The organism is Nocardia blacklockiae, assembly GCF_015477355.1.
Taxonomy (GTDB): domain Bacteria; phylum Actinomycetota; class Actinomycetes; order Mycobacteriales; family Mycobacteriaceae; genus Nocardia; species Nocardia blacklockiae.
Genome location: NZ_JADLRJ010000022.1, coordinates 40,945 through 55,989, shown reverse-complemented (window position 1 = coordinate 55,989; position 15,045 = coordinate 40,945). Strand labels below are relative to the sequence as shown.

13 protein-coding genes are annotated in these 15,045 nt (G+C 71.1%); 3 read left to right on the top strand and 10 right to left on the bottom strand.

The window, feature by feature from the left end:
• Nucleotides 1-88 precede the first annotated feature (88 nt).
• A complete protein-coding gene (locus IU476_RS35045) occupies nt 89-1,054 on the top strand; it encodes an alpha/beta fold hydrolase (RefSeq protein WP_195106667.1) in 966 nt (321 codons plus the stop codon).
• Here IU476_RS35045 and IU476_RS35040 read toward each other — a convergent pair.
• From IU476_RS35040 to IU476_RS35030, 3 genes are read right to left on the bottom strand one after another with little or no spacing between them, the layout of a single operon-like run.
• Entirely contained in the window at nt 1,034-1,540 is a 507-nt protein-coding gene (locus IU476_RS35040) for a nitroreductase family protein (RefSeq protein WP_195106644.1), read from the bottom strand. The genes IU476_RS35045 and IU476_RS35040 overlap by 21 nt on opposite strands.
• Complete coding sequence (locus IU476_RS35035) at nt 1,537-1,887, bottom strand: hypothetical protein (RefSeq protein WP_195106643.1); 351 nt, start codon at nt 1,885-1,887, stop codon at nt 1,537-1,539. Before IU476_RS35035 ends, IU476_RS35040 begins: the two co-directional genes overlap by 4 nt.
• 34 nt (nt 1,888-1,921) lie before the next feature.
• Nucleotides 1,922-2,281: an Rv2640c family ArsR-like transcriptional regulator gene (locus IU476_RS35030; RefSeq protein WP_195106666.1), complete on the bottom strand. Its 360-nt coding sequence runs from the start codon at nt 2,279-2,281 to the stop codon at nt 1,922-1,924.
• Nucleotides 2,282-2,383: 102 nt separating this feature from the next.
• Here IU476_RS35030 and IU476_RS35025 point away from each other — a divergent pair, with 102 nt between their 5' ends.
• Entirely contained in the window at nt 2,384-2,857 is a 474-nt protein-coding gene (locus IU476_RS35025) for an ArsI/CadI family heavy metal resistance metalloenzyme (protein ID WP_195106642.1), read from the top strand.
• Nucleotides 2,858-2,921: 64 nt separating this feature from the next.
• Here IU476_RS35025 and pgl read toward each other — a convergent pair whose 3' ends face one another.
• Genes pgl through tkt form a run of 5 tightly spaced genes read right to left on the bottom strand, consistent with a single transcriptional unit; the run spans nt 2,922 to nt 9,413 of the window.
• On the bottom strand, nt 2,922-3,656 hold the full coding sequence (gene pgl, locus IU476_RS35020) for a 6-phosphogluconolactonase (protein WP_195106641.1): 735 nt from the start codon (nt 3,654-3,656) through the stop codon (nt 2,922-2,924).
• Between the two features lie 7 nt (nt 3,657-3,663).
• Nucleotides 3,664-4,572: a glucose-6-phosphate dehydrogenase assembly protein OpcA gene (gene opcA, locus IU476_RS35015; protein WP_324194579.1), complete on the bottom strand. Its 909-nt coding sequence runs from the start codon at nt 4,570-4,572 to the stop codon at nt 3,664-3,666.
• Complete coding sequence (zwf, locus tag IU476_RS35010; RefSeq protein ID WP_195106639.1) at nt 4,569-6,131, bottom strand: glucose-6-phosphate dehydrogenase; 1,563 nt, start codon at nt 6,129-6,131, stop codon at nt 4,569-4,571. The genes opcA and zwf overlap by 4 nt, the downstream gene beginning before the upstream one ends.
• A gap of 4 nt (nt 6,132-6,135) precedes the next feature.
• The gene (gene tal, locus IU476_RS35005; RefSeq protein ID WP_195106638.1) at nt 6,136-7,266 is read right to left on the bottom strand and encodes a transaldolase; all 1,131 of its coding nucleotides are present in this window, start codon (nt 7,264-7,266) and stop codon (nt 6,136-6,138) included.
• 5 nt (nt 7,267-7,271) lie between these two features.
• The gene (tkt, locus tag IU476_RS35000) at nt 7,272-9,413 is read right to left on the bottom strand and encodes a transketolase (RefSeq protein ID WP_195106637.1); all 2,142 of its coding nucleotides are present in this window, start codon (nt 9,411-9,413) and stop codon (nt 7,272-7,274) included.
• 446 nt (nt 9,414-9,859) lie between these two features.
• Between tkt and IU476_RS34995 the strand changes: the two genes are divergently transcribed.
• Nucleotides 9,860-10,846, top strand: a complete 987-nt coding sequence (locus IU476_RS34995) for a heme o synthase (RefSeq protein ID WP_195106636.1) — start codon at nt 9,860-9,862, stop codon at nt 10,844-10,846.
• 355 nt (nt 10,847-11,201) lie between these two features.
• Here the strand turns inward: IU476_RS34995 and IU476_RS34990 are convergent, their stop codons facing one another.
• Both IU476_RS34990 and IU476_RS34985 read right to left on the bottom strand, forming a co-directional pair.
• Nucleotides 11,202-13,139 (bottom strand): hypothetical protein, encoded by a 1,938-nt coding sequence (locus tag IU476_RS34990; protein ID WP_195106635.1) that lies wholly within the window; start codon nt 13,137-13,139, stop codon nt 11,202-11,204.
• A 374-nt stretch (nt 13,140-13,513) separates the two neighbouring features.
• Nucleotides 13,514-14,980 carry an FAD-dependent monooxygenase gene (locus tag IU476_RS34985; protein ID WP_195106634.1) on the bottom strand — a complete coding sequence of 489 codons (1,467 nt, stop codon included), beginning with the start codon at nt 14,978-14,980 and terminating at the stop codon, nt 13,514-13,516.
• Nucleotides 14,981-15,045: the final 65 nt, after the last annotated feature.

Sequence of the window (15,045 nt, the reverse complement as noted above, 5' to 3'; positions counted from 1 at the left end):
GACACTACCGTGAAACAGGAACACGTTCTAGTCCTTGGGAGGCGAAGTGGAGCCGACACATCGGTTCGTGGAGACCAACGGCGTCCGGATGCACGTCGCCGAGCAGGGGCGGGGCCATCCGGTCGTGTTCTGTCACGGGTTCCCGCACGGCTGGTCGATCTGGCGGCGGCAGCTGCCCGCGGTCGCCGCGGCCGGCTATCGCGCGATCGCCCCCGACCTGCGTGGCTACGGCCGCACCGAGGCGCCCGCCGGGGTGGAGGCGCACACCAACCGCGCGGTGATCGGCGACCTGCTCGGCCTGCTCGACGACCTCGGCGCCGAGCGCGCGGTGTTCGTGGGCCTGGATTTCGGGGCCCAGCTGGTGTGGGAGCTGGCGCTGCGCGCACCGGAGCGGGTGGACGCGGTGTTCGTGCTGAACAACCCGTTCGCGCCGCGGCCGCCGAAGCCGCCGTCGGCGTTCTGGGTGAAGGCGGCCGAGCGGCACTTCCTGCACCTGGCGTACTTCCAGACGCCCGGCGTGGCCGATGCCGAACTCGCGGCGCGCCCGCGCGAATTCCTGGCGCGGGTCTTCTACGCGCTGAGCGGCGACTACCACTATCTGGACACCTGGAAGAACCCGCCCGGACTGGGTTACCTGGACGTACTCCCGCAGGCGCCGCCGCTGCCGTGGAGCTGGCTCGATGCGGACGAATTCGACGCGATCGCAACGGAATTCGAGCGCACCGGATTCACCGGCGGGCTCAGCTGGTATCGCGCGCTGGACCGGAACTGGGAGCTGACCGCCGACCTGCCGACGACGGTCTCCGTGCCCACCTACTTCCTCTACGGCGCGAACGACCCCGACATGGAGGGCTTCAGCGGCCGCGACCCCCTGGCGACGCTGCGCGCGCACGTGCCGGACCTGCGTGCCGTCGAAAAGGTCGCGGACGCAGGGCATCTGGTGCAACTCGAACGCACCGCCGCGGTGAACGACTTCCTGACCACGCACCTCGCCGCGCTGGGCGCGCGGGAGCGGGCCGACAGTGCCGCCCGGTCAGGAGATCCAGGTCAGTAGTTCGTCGACGGGCAGCCGCCCGCGCGGAATCGCCGTGGGCGCCGCGCGGTCGGGGGCCGGGTAGCCCAGCGCGACGGCGTGACGCGGTAGCCAGCCGGACGCGGTCGAGAGCAGCTCGGCGGCGCGGCGGACGTTGTCCTGCGGATGGAAGGTGGTGAGGCAGCTGCCGAGGCCGCGTTCGTGGGCGGCCAGGCAGAGCGACTGCGCCACCCGGCCCATGTCGAATTCGGTGTCGGCGAAACCGTTGTCCTGCGAGAGCAGCACCACGACCAGCGGCGCGTCCGCCAAGTGCAGGGCGAAGTTCCCGCACTGCGACAGCTCCCGGCGCACGCCCGGGTCGGTCACCGCGACGAAGCGCCATGGTTGCCGATTGCGCGCCGACCCCGTCCAGCGCGCCGCCTCGACCATTTCTTCGACGGTGGCGCGCGGCACCGCGGTCGGGAGGAAGTGCCGCACCGACCGCAGGGCCCTGATCGTCTCCGTCACTCGCTCTGCTCCCACGCCGCGATCGGCAGCGACAGGTAGACGCCGAAATTCTCCAGCCCGGTCGCCCGCTCGATGTCGCGGTGCAGTCGCTCGCAACGTTGCTGCCGGTTGTCCGCGCGGCTGGCGAACCACTTCGACCGCACCTCGACCACCACGTCCATCCCGCTGCGATCCAACGGTCCCAGCGCCCGGAACCGGACCTCGACATCCCCGGGCCGCAGGTCCCCGTCATAGGGCTCCTCGGGGCACTCGACCGCCAGCGACACCAGATGCGGCAGGTCCCGCGCCAAGTCCAGCAACTGCGCTTCGGGCACGTGCGACGCGTAGGTAACTTCGACGAGCGGCATCAGCCCAGCTTATCGATGTGCCCGCGGCGCGAGGTCAGCGGCAGCAGTGGGGATCGAGCACCACGCACAGCGCGGCGAGGGCGTCGCGGCGAGCGCGGTGCACGGTGTTCATGCCGCGCCGTTCGGCTTCGGTGAGTCCGGCGTTGCGCAGCTGGGCGAGATGATGGCTGACCGTCGACTCCGAGAGACCGACGGCCGCCGCCAGGTCGCCATTGTTCTCCTCGCCCCGGGCGCTGGTCAGCAGCAGCGACAGCAGCTTCACCCGGACCGGATCGGCAATCGCCTTGAGCCGCAACGCCACTTCCAGCGCGGCCTCGTCGCCGACCGGCCCGGCGGCCACGGGCGCGCAGCAGACGGGGGCGGACATGTCGATCACGGGCAGCGCCTTGGGCATGCCAACCACCCTACCCACCGTATTGACATATGTCGAAGAAGTAGCGCAGACTCGGTGCCGTCGGTTCTTCGACATATATCTCACAACTGGAGGTTCGCCACCATGTCCCGAATCCAGCTCGCCCTCAACGTCGACGACCTCGACCGAGCCGTCGACTTCTACTCGACCCTGTTCGGCGCCGAACCCGCGAAACGCAAGCCGGGCTATGCCAACTTCGCGATCGCCGAGCCGCCGCTGAAGCTGGTGCTGCTCGAGAACACCGGGCAGGGCGGCACGGTCAACCACCTCGGCGTCGAAGTGGAGACCTCCGAACAGGTCCACGGCGAGATCGCACGCCTGTCGGAGGCTGGCCTGTGCACCGAGGAGCAGAGCGCGACCACATGTTGTTTCGCCACCCAGGACAAGGTGTGGGTCACCGCCCCCGACGGTGAGCGGTGGGAGGTCTACACCGTCCTCGCCGACAGCGAAACCTTCGGTGCCGCACCGCAACTCGCCGACACCGAGGCGGTGCGGGCGTGCTGCGGCCCGGCAGGGGAGAGCGCCGCCGAGGGCGTCTGCTGTGGCCCGACAGCGTAGGTCGGCTGAGCGCGGGCTGCGGCTCGGCGGCGTAGGTCGCGGCTGAGGTAGGGCGGTGCTGGGGTCAGCGGGGAAGGTTCGCGGCCGCCGCGGTGTCTAGGAGCCAGGTGGTGGAGGCCGTGCCCTGGGCCCCGGCGGCGGGGATGTCGGCGGGGGAGGCGCCGTCGAGGGCGGCGGCCACGGCCTCGGCCTTGGCGGCGCCGCCGACGATGAGGACGACGTGGCGGGCGCGGCGGACGGCGGGCAGGGTGAGGGTGACGCGGACCGGCGGCGGTTTCGGCGAATTCGTCACGGCGACAACGAGTTCGTGCTCCTCGCGGACGGCGTCGGTGTGCGGGAACAGGGAGTTGACGTGTCCCTCGCCGCCCATGCCGAGCAGGTGCAGGTCGAACGCGCCGTGCTCGGCCAGGTGCGCGTGCACCGCCGCCGAGTACTCCGCGGCCGCCTCGACCGGGTCCGGGTATTCGCCGTCGGAGGTCGCGACCGGGTGCACCCGCGCCGGGTCGACCGGCACGTGGTCCAGCAGCGCCTGCCGGGCCTGCAGGTCGTTGCGCTCGGAATCGCCTGCGGGAACGAACCTCTCGTCGCCCCAGAACACGTCGAGCCGCGACCAGTCGATCGCGCCGGGGTCCTTGCGGACCAGCTCCAGCAGCCCGATGCCGGTGCCGCCGCCGGTGAGCACCACCGAGGCCGACCCCCGCGCCGCCTGCGCCTCGGTCACCACGGCGACGAACTTCGCGGCCGCGGCGGCCACCAATTCCTCCGTGCCGGAGAAGACTTCGACGTTGATCTCACTCATAGGTCCCTCACTCGTAGGTCACCTTCTCGATACCCGACAGGGCTTCGGCGTAGATCTCGTCGTCGTCCAGGCGGCGAAGCTCTTCCGCGAGACAGTCTTTCGTCTCGCGGCGCGCCAGGGCGAAGCGCTGATCCGGTTCCCCGGTGCGGGAAAGGGTTGCGGTGCGGCCGGTCTGGGGACGGGAGATGGCGATCGACACCGTCGGGCGGTGCAGTTCCACCCGCAGCTCGCCGGTGCGCCGCCGCACGGGACAGTTGAGCCGCGCGGCCAGCCACCCGGCCAGCACGTCCAGTGCCGGTTCCTCCTTCAGACCCGACACCGTCACCGATTCGACTGCCTCGTAAGGCGGTTCGTCGAGGGCGGCGGCCAGCAGCGCCCGCCAGTAGGTGATGCGGCTCCACGCCAGGTCGGTGTTGCCCGGCGCGTAGGAGGCGACCCGCTGGCGGATGGCGGCCTGCGGGTCGGGGGCGAAGGTGGCGTCGGTGATGCGCCGAATCGCCAAGCGCCCCACCGAATCCTTCGACGGGAACTCCGGCGCGCCCCGCGGCCACCACGCCACCACCGGCGTATCGGGCAGCAGGAACGGGATCACCACGCTGCTCTCGTGATTGACCAGCTCCCCTTGCAGCCGCAGCACTATCACCTCGGCCGCCCCGGCGTCGCCGCCGACGCGGATCTGGGCGTCCAGCTTGGTCTCGGCGAACCGGTCGCCGCGCGCGAGAACGATGACGCGGCAGGGATGTTCGCGGCTGGCGTCGTTGGCGGCGTCGATGGCGTCCTCGGCTTCGGAGCTGTCGAGGGTGCACACCACCAGCGTCAGCACGCGGCCGGTGGTGATGACGCCGTTGCTCTCCCGCAGCTTCACCAGGCGCTTGGCGACCGACCGGGTATCGGTCGTGGGCATGTCGACGATCACGGCCGCCGCCATTCCCGCCCGGTGCGGGCGAGCATCTCGTCGGCCGAGGCCGGCCCCCAGGTCCCCGCCTCGTACGGTTCCGGTTTGCCGTCGGCGTGCCAGTGGTCGAGCACGGGATCGAGGATGCGCCAGGACAATTCGACCTCCTCGTTGACGGGGAACAGCGACGGCTCACCGAGCAGCATGTCCAGGATCAGCCGCTCGTAGGCCTCCGGCGAGGACTCGGTGAACGACTCGCCGTAGCTGAAGTCCATGTTGACGTCGCGGACCTCCATCGAGGACCCGGGCACCTTGGACCCGAACCGCAGCGTGATGCCCTCGTCCGGCTGCACCCGGATCACCAGGGCGTTCTGCCCCAGCTCCTCGGTCATGGTCTGGTCGAACGGCAGGTGCGGCGCCCGCTTGAACATCACCGCGATCTCGGTCACCCTGCGCCCCAAGCGTTTTCCGGTGCGCAGGTAGAACGGCACCCCCGCCCAGCGCCGGGTGTCGACGTTCAGCGTGATCGCGGCGTAGGTCTCGGTGCGGGAGTGCGGATCGAAACCCTCCTCCTGCAGCAGGCCCACCACCTTCTCGCTGCCCTGCCAGCCCTCGGTGTACTGGCCGCGGGCGGTGGTCTCGTCCAGCGGCTCCACCAGCTTGGTGGCCGAGAGCACCTTGATCTTCTCGATCTGCAACTGCCGCGGCTGGAAGCTGACCGGGTCCTCCAGCGTGGTCAGCGCCAGCAGTTGCAGCAGGTGGTTCTGGATGACGTCGCGCGCCGCGCCGATCCCGTCGTAATAGCCCGCGCGCCCGCCCAATCCGATGTCCTCGGCCATCGTGATCTGCACGTGGTCGACGAAGTTGGAGTTCCAGATCGGCTCGAACATCTCGTTGGCGAAGCGCAGCGCCAGCAGGTTCTGCACCGTCTCCTTGCCGAGATAGTGATCGATGCGGAACACCGTCTCCTCGGGAAACACCCGATTCACCAGGGCGTTGAGCTCCTGCGCGCTCTTCAGGTCGTGCCCGAACGGCTTCTCGATGACGACCCGCCGCCACGGCTTCTGCCGCCCCGCACCGGGATCCGGCGGCTGGGCCAGCCCGGTGCGGGAGAGCTGTTCCAGCACAAGGGGAAACGCGTTCGGCGGAATCGACAGGTAGAAGGCGTGATTGCCGCCGGTGCCGCGATCGTGGTCGAGCTGCTTGAGCGTCGCCGCCAGCTGGGAGAAGGCGGCGTCGTCCTCGAAGGTGCCCTGCACGAAGCGGATGCCCTCCGACAGCTGGTCCCAGACCTCCTGCCGGAAGGGCGTGCGCGCGTGCTGTTTCACCGCCTCCAGCACGACCTTGGCGAAGTCCTCGTCCGCGTAGTCCCGCCGGGCGAAGCCGACCAGCGCGAACCCGGGCGGGAGCAGCCCGCGGTTCGCGAGGTCGTAGATGGCCGGCATCAATTTCTTGCGGGACAGGTCACCGGTGACACCGAAGATCACCATGCTGCACGGGCCCGCGATCCGGGGCAGCCGCTTGTCGCGCTCCTCGCGCAGCGGATTCCCCGGCGCGGCCGTCGTCTCTGCGCCGGCCATCGGGTCAGTTGTTCCCGGTGGTCTGCAGCTCGGTGGCCGTCGCGGACAGCAGTTCCTCCCACGACTTCTCGAACTTCTCCACGCCCTCGCGCTCGAGCACCACGAAGACGTCGTCGATGTCGACACCGACCGCGCGCAGCTCGTCGAAGACCGCCTGAGCCTGCTCGGCGGTGCCGCTGACCGCGTCGCCGCGCTGCTCGCCGTGGTCGGCGTAGGCCTCGAGGGTCTTCTCCGGCAGCGTGTTCACCGTGTTGGGCGCGACCAGCTCGGTGATGTACATGGTGTCGGAGTACTCGGGGTTCTTCACACCCGTCGACGCCCACAGCGGGCGCTGCCGGTTGCCGCCCGCGGAGGCCAGGTGCGCGAAGGTCGAGGTGTGCTTGCCGCCGTCGAAGACGTCCTGGTACTCGGCGTAGGCCAAGCGCGCGTTGGCGATTCCGGCCTTGCCGCGCAGCGCCAGCGCCTCCGGCGTGCCGATGGCCTCGAGCCGCTTGTCGATCTCGGTGTCCACGCGGGAGACGAAGAACGACGCGACCGAATGGATGCGGGCCAGGTCGTGCCCGGCGATCCGGGCGTTGCGCAGGCCGTCCAGGTAGGCGCCCATGACGCTGCGGTAGCGGGCGACCGAGAAGATCAGCGTCACGTTCACGCTGATGCCCTCCGCGAGCACCTTCGTGATCGCGGGCAGGCCCTCCTCGGTCGCGGGGATCTTGATGAACAGGTTGGGCCGGTCGACGATCTTCCACAGCTCGATCGCCTGCGCGACCGTCTTGTCGGTGTCGAAGGCCATGCGGGGGTCGACCTCGATCGACACCCGGCCGTCGACGCCGCCGGAGGCCTCGAACACCTCGGCGAACACGTCGCAGGCGGCGCGCACGTCGTCGGTGGTGATGGTGCGGATCGCCGACTCGACGTCCGCGCCCCGCGCGGCCAGCTCCTTGACCTGCTCGTCGTAGGCATGGCCCTTGCTCAGGGCGCCCTGGAAGATGGTCGGGTTCGTGGTGACGCCCACGACGCTGCGGGTGGCGATGAGTTCGGCGAGGTTGCCGGACCGGATGCGGTCCCGCGACAGATCGTCGAGCCACACCGACACTCCCGCGGCGGACAGTGCGGCGAGTTTCTCGTTCTGTGCCATGTCGCTTATCCCTTCACCTTGTCGAGTGAACGCTGAGCGGCCTCGACCACGGCGTCGGCGGTGATGCCGAACTCGCGGAACAGGGTCTTGTAGTCGGCCGAGGCACCGAAGTGCTCGATCGACACGATCCGGCCGTCCGCACCGGCGAAGCGGTACCACGGCATCGAGATGCCGGCCTCCACGGTGACCCGGGCCCGGACCGCCGGGGGCAGCACCTCGTCGCGGTAGGACTGCTCCTGCGCGTCGAACCACTCCACACACGGCATCGAGACCACGCGGGTGCCGATGCCCTGCGACTCCAGCGTAGTCCGGGCCTCGACGGCGAGCTGCAACTCCGAACCGGTGGCGATCAGGATCACCTCCGGTGTGCCGGTGGAGGATTCGGCCAGCACGTAGCCGCCGCGGCGGACGCCCTCGTAGCTGGTGCCCGCGAGGACCGGCAGGTTCTGGCGGGTCAGCGCCAGCGCCGAGGGGCCGTCGATGTGCGGGGTCTCCGACACCGAGTACGGCGACTCGTGTTCGGCGCTCTCCAGCTCCAGCACCGCGCGCCAGGCGTACACGGTCTCGTTGGCGTCGCCCGGGCGGACCACGTTCAGGCCCGGGATGGCGCGCAGCGCGGCCAGGTGCTCGATCGGCTGGTGGGTCGGGCCGTCCTCGCCGAGGCCGATCGAGTCGTGCGTCCAGACGTAGACCGCCGGGACCCGCATCAGCGCGGCCAGGCGCACGGCCGGGCGCATGTAGTCGGAGAACACCAGGAAGGTGCCGCCGTAGGGGCGGGTCGGGCCGTGCAGGGCGATGCCGTTGAGGATCGCGCCCATCGCGTGCTCGCGAACACCGAAGTGCAGCGTGCGGCCGTACGGGTTCGCCTTCCACATGCCGGTGGAGATGGACTCCGGGCCGAAGCTCGGCACGTTCGGCATGGTGGTGTTGTTGGACTCGGCCAGGTCGGCCGAGCCGCCCCACAGCTCCGGCAGCACCGGGGCCAGCGCGGCGAGCACCTTGCCGGAGGCCTTGCGGGTGGCGACGCTGTCGTCCACGTCGAACGACGGGAGGCTGTCGGCCCAGCCCTCGGGCAGGTCGCGGGCGATCAGGCGGTCGAACAGCGCCTTGTTGTCCGGGTTGGCCTGCGCCCACGCGTCGAACCGCTCCTGCCAGGTCGCGCGCAGGGCCTTGGCGCGGTCGGCGGCGTTCTGTCGCGTGTGGGCGATGACCGCCTCGTCGACCTCGAAGGTCTTGTCGGGGTCGAAGCCGAGGGCCTTCTTGGTGCCGGCCACCTCGTCGGCGCCCAGGGCCGCGCCGTGCGCCGCGCCGGTGTTCATCTTGTTCGGGGCCGGATAGCCGATGATGGTGCGCAGCAGGATGAACGACGGCTTGTCGGTCACCGCCTTGGCCTCGGTGAGGGCCCGCTCGATGGCGACCACGTCCTCGCCGCCCTCGACGACCTGCACGTGCCAGCCGTAGGCGCGGTAGCGCTCGGCGGTGTCCTCGGTCAGGGCGATGGAGGTGTCGTCCTCGATGGAGATCTTGTTGTCGTCGTAGATCACCACGAGGTTGCCCAGCTGCTGGGTGCCGGCCAGCGAGGACGCCTCGGAGGTCACGCCCTCCTCGATGTCGCCGTCGGAGGCGATCACGTAGATGTAGTGGTCGAACGGGCTCTCGCCGGCCGGGGCGGCCGGGTCCCACAGCCCGCGCTCGCGGCGCGCCGCCATCGCCATGCCGACCGCGGACGCCAGGCCCTGACCGAGGGGGCCGGTGGTGATCTCGACGCCGGGGGTGTGCCGGTATTCCGGGTGGCCCGGGGTGAGCGAACCCCACTGGCGCAGGTTCTTCAGGTCGTCGAGCTCGAGGCCGATGCCCGCCAGGTACAGCTGGATGTACTGGGTGAGGCTGGAGTGGCCGCACGAGAGCACGAAGCGGTCGCGGCCGGGCCAGTCCGGGTCGGCCGGGTCGTAGTTCATGACCCGCTGGTAGAGGGTGTAGGCCAGCGGGGCCAGGCTCATCGCGGTGCCGGGGTGGCCGTTGCCGGCCTGCTGCACCGCGTCCGCGGCGAGCACGCGGATGGTGTCGACGGCTCTGGTGTCCAGATCGGTCCAGTCGTCCGGGTGGTTCGGCTGGGTGAGGGCGCGGATGTCGTCTGTGACTGACACGACCGAGGTTCTCCTGACCTTCTCGTCAACTATGCGGTTACGGCGGCGTGCTGCTTGCGAGCGCTGGATGCACCACCCACCCTAGAGGCCGCGGGAATTCCCGCACGCGGGAACCCGGCAACGACGGGCCCGTGTCGCGGGTTCGTTACCCCGATCCGGGGTCGCGGGCGCGGTTGTCGCCGCCTCGTTACCGCGGCGGGTGGATCCCCTGCGCGCGGGCGAATCGGGTGCGGCCGGGCCGGGATCGGCGCACGAGGCCTGTGGCAGCGGGAGTTTCGCGCCGGGTGGGTGCTGGACCACAACCCGACAAGGTCTACCATCGCGTGTAGTAGTTGCAGCGCCGCGCCGGTTCGCGCCCGTGGATCAGCCCCCACGAGCAGGCGGATCGAGGGCGGCGTGCTGCTGATTCCCGAACCGGATCGATGCACCACCTGCGAGGAGAGACAGTGCGGATTGGGCAACAGCCGGGTGGCGCGCACGGCTCCTCCGCGACGGCGCTCGCCGATCGCGTCCCGGGCAGCGGTCCGCTCTCGGCGCTCACCCGGCGCGTGCTGGCGTACATCGCGCTGACCAAGCCGCGCGTCATCGAGCTGCTGCTGGTCGCGACGATTCCGACGATGCTGCTGGCCGACCGCGGCCACATCGACATCCGGCTCATCCTGGCCACGCTGTTCGGCGGCTGGATGGGCGCGGCCAGCGCCAACACGCTGAACTGCGTCGCCGACGCCGACATCGACAAGGTGATGAAGCGGACCTCGAAGCGGCCGCTCGCGCGCGACGCGGTGCCGACGCGGCACGCGTTCGTGTTCGGCGTCGTGCTGGGCGCGGGGTCGTTCGCGTGGTTGTGGTGGCAGGCGAATCTGCTGTCGGGGCTGCTTGTGGTGGCGACGATCCTGTTCTACGTCTTCGTCTACACGCTCGGGTTGAAGCGCCGCACCTCGCAGAACGTGGTCTGGGGCGGCGCGGCCGGGTGCATGCCGGCGCTGGTCGGGTGGTCGGCGGCCACCGGGACCATCGGCTGGTTCGCGCTGGTGCTGTTCCTGGTGATCTTCTTCTGGACGCCGCCGCACACCTGGGCGCTGGCCATGCGCTACAAGGAGGATTACCGCGCGGCCGGGGTGCCGATGCTGCCGGTGGTGGCCACCGAGCAGGCGGTCACCAAGCAGATCGTCATCTACACCTGGCTGACCGTCGCCGCCACGCTCGCCCTCATCCCCGCCACGGGCGTGGTCTACGCGGCCGTGGCGCTCGCCGCCGGCGCCTGGTTCCTGCTGATGGCCCACCAGCTCTACTCCGGTGTCCGGCGCGGCGAATCCGTGAAACCCCTGCGCCTGTTCCTGCAATCCAACAACTACCTCGCCGTGGTCTTCTGCGGCCTGGCCGTGGACTCGGTCCTCGGCTGGCACACCATCGGCCACACCCTCTTCGGCTGACACCGCCGATCGTCCCCGCCCGGCCAGGACGTATCGACCCCTGCGAACCCCTGTTCCCTCAGGTGCGTGCGGACAGTTGTGCGCGACGGTCATCGGCGGGTGTGTGCGTGCGGATAGTTCTTGTTGTGCGCGAGGGTCATCGGTGGGTGTGTGCGTGCGGATAGTTGTTGTGCGCGCCGGTCGTCGGCGGGCATGTGCGTTCACGACCGTCGATCGGTGGTGTGCTCGATGTGCCACAGCTCGCGCACGTCCCACCTTCTGCGCGAGTTGTGCTTTCTGATTGGTCGGTTGCGTGCCCTGGCGTCACGAACTTCTGTCGGGTGCGGAGCTGTGGGAGCTGTTGCCCCGGAGGTGGTTACGGCTGTTCCGGGGGACCCGCGGGAGTGGGCTCCACCGGAGCGGGTGGGGCGGGTTCGGCCGGTGCCGCGGGCGCTGCCGGGGCGGCTGGTTCCGCCGGGGCGGGGGCCGGGGGCTCGGCAGGGGGAGCGGGGGCGGCGGGTTCGGCCGGGGGCGCCTGTTCCGCCAGGGCCGGGGGTTCGGCGGCTGCGGGGCGTTCGGCCGGGACGGCGGGGTGCGTCGAGACGGCAAGGCCGACCGGGGCCGCCGGTTCCGCGGGTGGCGCCGGAGGGGCCGGTTCGGCGGGGGCCGGGGCGGGCGGGGGTACCGGTTCGCCCGGGCCGGGCGGTAGTGGCGGGCCCGCGGGGGCCTGGGGTTCGGCCGCGGGGCCGGGGCCGGCCGGTGGGCAGTCGGGTTGCAGCGGGAAGCACGCCGGCGCAGGGGTTTCCGACGGGATGGTGATGTCGGGTGCCGTCGTCCGCAGGGTCGTCGACTCGGTCGTGCGGCTCGCGGGGGAGGTCGGCGACGACGGCTTGTCGTCGCCACCCGTGCACATGGCGACGACGGCGAGGATCAGGACCAACAGCGCCAGCAGGACCAAAGGCACGATGCCCCGGCCGCGTTGGCGCGGCGGCTTCGGCGGACGGGGTTCGAAAGGCACCGAGTAGGGCTGCGCGGGGGAGGAGTAGGAAGGCTGCCCCGCGAAACCGCCCGGCGTGTATCCCGGTGCGGCGGACCCGAATTCGCGCTGCGACGATCCGCTTCCGGACCCGCCGAACTGACCGGCCGCGCCGTAACCCGTTGCCGCGGCCGCCGATTCGCGCCGGGTGCGCCGTCGCCGCGGACTCTCGGAGGTGGCCGAGCCTCGAGCGGAGGCCGCGCCGTACTTGGCTCCACCAGCACCCGGAGCACCGGCCGCACCGAACGCGGGCCCACCGGCACCCGGGGCACCGGCGGCACCGAACGCGGGCCCACCGGCACCCGGGGCACCGGCGGCACCGAACGCGGCTCCACCGGCACCCTGAGCGCCAGCGGCACCGAACGCGGCTCCGGTGGCACCAGCGGCTCCGGCACCCTGAACACCGAATCCAGGCCCACCGGACCCTTGAGCGCCGGCGGCACCGTACCCACCCGGACCCCGGGTAGCGGCGGCGCCGTAAGCGGGTGTGGCCGAGGTGTATTCGCGCGTCGGCGTGCCTTGCTGCGCGCCGCCGGGAACGGGAATCGGCGCGCCGCCACCCACCGGCGCACCGGCACCGGCAGCGGGCGCACCCGTCGGCACCGCGGCCGCGGGTTGCGCGGACGCCGCGGTCCGGTCGCCCCGCGGCGGCGGGAAGCCCTCCGCGATGAGGTCGGAATAGGTTGCGGCCGCCGCGAATCCGAGCGCGCCGAGCGCCTGGCTCACCTGCGCGGCGTCCCACGCGTCGGGACCGGCCTGCCCGCCCTCGGCGTCCGCGCCGTTCAGCTTGGTGAAGTAGGCGCGCAGCGAGGACGGCCCGTCCCCGACGACCACGTCCAGTCCGGGCGCGAGCGCACCCTTCTCGAGGCTGACGCGGGTCCCCAGCTGCGGGATCACCAGCACCACACCGACAACCGCGATGTGCTGGCGACCCGGCGCGGCCCGCAGCACCCGCTCGATCTCGGTGGTGCGGGTGCGCAACTCGTCCATGGGCTCGGTGCCGGTCTGCACGCCCTCGAGCGGGGCGATGTGGCCGTCGATCATCCACGGCGCGGTGTCGGCGACGGTGAGCGGGCCGTTGATCCGCTCGGTGAAGCCCTTGACCACGAGCACCACGCACGTTCTCGGGGTCCACACGATCAGGTCGGCGCCCTGTGCCTTCACCACCGCGATTCCGGACAGTGCGTGCGACCCGGTCCACGACTTCAACCAGTTCACCACCGTCCGTTCGGTGCTGGACAGTCGTGACGGGTCGTCGTTGCGGACCTTCACCAACATCCTGATCAACCCCTGATCGATGCGTATCTGCCTGCCGCCCCGCGACCGTCCGGTCCGTACGTCGAAGCGACGAACCGGGCGAATCGGCTTGCGCGGCAGCACAGATCATCCAGCATCGGTACGGCCGCGTCGCGGGCGGGTCACCCCTCTTTACACGAGCCGACCGGGAAACGGATCGAATACTCTCCAGTAGCCCCCGCCGAGACAACCACCGTTCGCGGCGACGGCACAGGTCCGGGCAGGCGCGGGGGTCACGAAGCGGTGCGCGCCGGTCGGAGCCGCTGTACCGCGCCGATACGGCCGTGGGCGGCGCACGGAGCCGTGGAAGTCTCCTCGCGCTCGCCGCTCCGGACCGGCCGTGGGGCCCGCACCGATCAGACGTCGCTGCGCCAGCCCAGATAGCCGTCCGGGCGAACCAGAACCCGGGTGCCCGCCCGCGCCGCGTAGTCGTCGAAGGCGTGCCCGCCGACCGCGACGAGTTCACCGTCGCGCGGCGTCGCCTCCGCCCCGACTATCGAATAGTGCTGCACCCCTGCGCCGTTCGGCGTGGCGGCCGTGCCGAAGTGCAGGAGGGTCGCGTGCGGTCCCCGGAACAGATCGAACAGCCGCACCGCGGTCCCGTCCGCCCGGCGCAGCAGCGCGTCGGGCGCCCGGTCGCCCGCCGCCAATCCGCCTGCCGCCCCGGGCCTCCGGTAACTGATGTCGAGTTGCTGGGTCTCCTCGCCGCGCCGCATGGCGTCCTCGTCGCCCGCGGTGTGCTTCTCGAGCAGGCCGGTGCTGATGCCGAGCACCCGGGCGGCCACGGCGCGCCGCTCGGACTGGTAGCTGTCGAGCAGGGCCGCCGCGTCGCCGGGAAACTCCGGGCCGAGCGGCGCGCTGTCGCCGGAGAGGGCGGCGGCGAGCTTCCATCCGAGGTTGTAAGCGTCCTGGACACCGGTGTTCATGCCCTGCCCGCCGGTCGGCGGATGCACGTGCGCGGCGTCACCGGCCAGGAACACCCGCCCGACCCGGAAGCGTTGCGCCAGCCGGACGTTCGGCCGCCACACCGTCGACCAGACCGGCTCCGCGAGTTCGATGTCCGCGCGCCCGGCGAACCGGTCGACCAGACTCTGCAACCCCGTGCGCGTCGGTGCGGTGTCGTCTGCCAGTGGTGCCGCGAACTGGAACAGTCGGCGGCCGGGCAAGGGGCTCAAGGCGATTCCGCGCATCGGCGCGTCGCGGTCGGCGAACCAGTAGCCGTAGTCGTGATCGAGCGCGTCCGCGCGGACGTCGCCGAGCAGCATCCGCAGCGACTCGTCGGTGCTGCCCTCGAACGCGATGCCGAGTGCCTTGCGCACCGTGCTGCCGCCGCCGTCCGCGCCGACGAGATAGTCCACGCGCACGGTCTCGGCGCCGCCGGGCCCGTCCAGCGTCGCGGCGACGCCGTCGTCGTCCTGCGTGACATCGCGCAGCGCCGTGCACAATTCGACCCGCACCCCGAGTCCGGCGAGCCGCTCGCGCAGGATCGCCTCGGTGTCGGACTGGCCGAGTACCCACGGGTTCGGGTACGGCACAGCCGATGTCGGCTCCCGGACCTCCGTCATCCGGCGCTCTCCGGCGAACTCCCCGCTCAGATAGGCCCGCATCGGGGCCGGCGGCGCGCCCGCGGCCAGCACCGCGTCGAGGACGCCCAGATCGTCGAACACCTCCAGCGTGCGCGGCTGGATGCCGTCGCCGCGCGACCCGGCGAAGAACTCGGCGGCCCGGTCGACGATCCGGACCCCGATACCCCGGCGGGCGAGGTCGATGGCGAGGGTGAGCCCGGTCGGCCCGGCTCCGGCGATGAGTACCTGCGATGACACCGTGTCCTCCAATATGAATCCATATTCAGTGAAACTGGATTCAGTATTGTGATTGGTAGGGTCCG

Excerpts from the sequence above, each read along its gene's own strand:
- IU476_RS35045 (WP_195106667.1), top strand. The coding sequence starts at position 89 with ATGCACGTCGCCGAGCAGGGGCGGGGCCATCCGGTCGTGTTCTGTCAC.
- IU476_RS35035 (WP_195106643.1), bottom strand. The coding sequence starts at position 1,887 with ATGCCGCTCGTCGAAGTTACCTACGCGTCGCACGTGCCCGAAGCGCAG.
- IU476_RS35030 (WP_195106666.1), bottom strand. The coding sequence starts at position 2,281 with ATGCCCAAGGCGCTGCCCGTGATCGACATGTCCGCCCCCGTCTGCTGC.
- IU476_RS35025 (WP_195106642.1), top strand. The coding sequence starts at position 2,384 with ATGTCCCGAATCCAGCTCGCCCTCAACGTCGACGACCTCGACCGAGCC.
- pgl (WP_195106641.1), bottom strand. The coding sequence starts at position 3,656 with ATGAGTGAGATCAACGTCGAAGTCTTCTCCGGCACGGAGGAATTGGTG.
- zwf (WP_195106639.1), bottom strand. The coding sequence starts at position 6,131 with ATGGCCGGCGCAGAGACGACGGCCGCGCCGGGGAATCCGCTGCGCGAG.
- tal (WP_195106638.1), bottom strand. The coding sequence starts at position 7,266 with ATGGCACAGAACGAGAAACTCGCCGCACTGTCCGCCGCGGGAGTGTCG.
- IU476_RS34990 (WP_195106635.1), bottom strand. The coding sequence starts at position 13,139 with ATGTTGGTGAAGGTCCGCAACGACGACCCGTCACGACTGTCCAGCACC.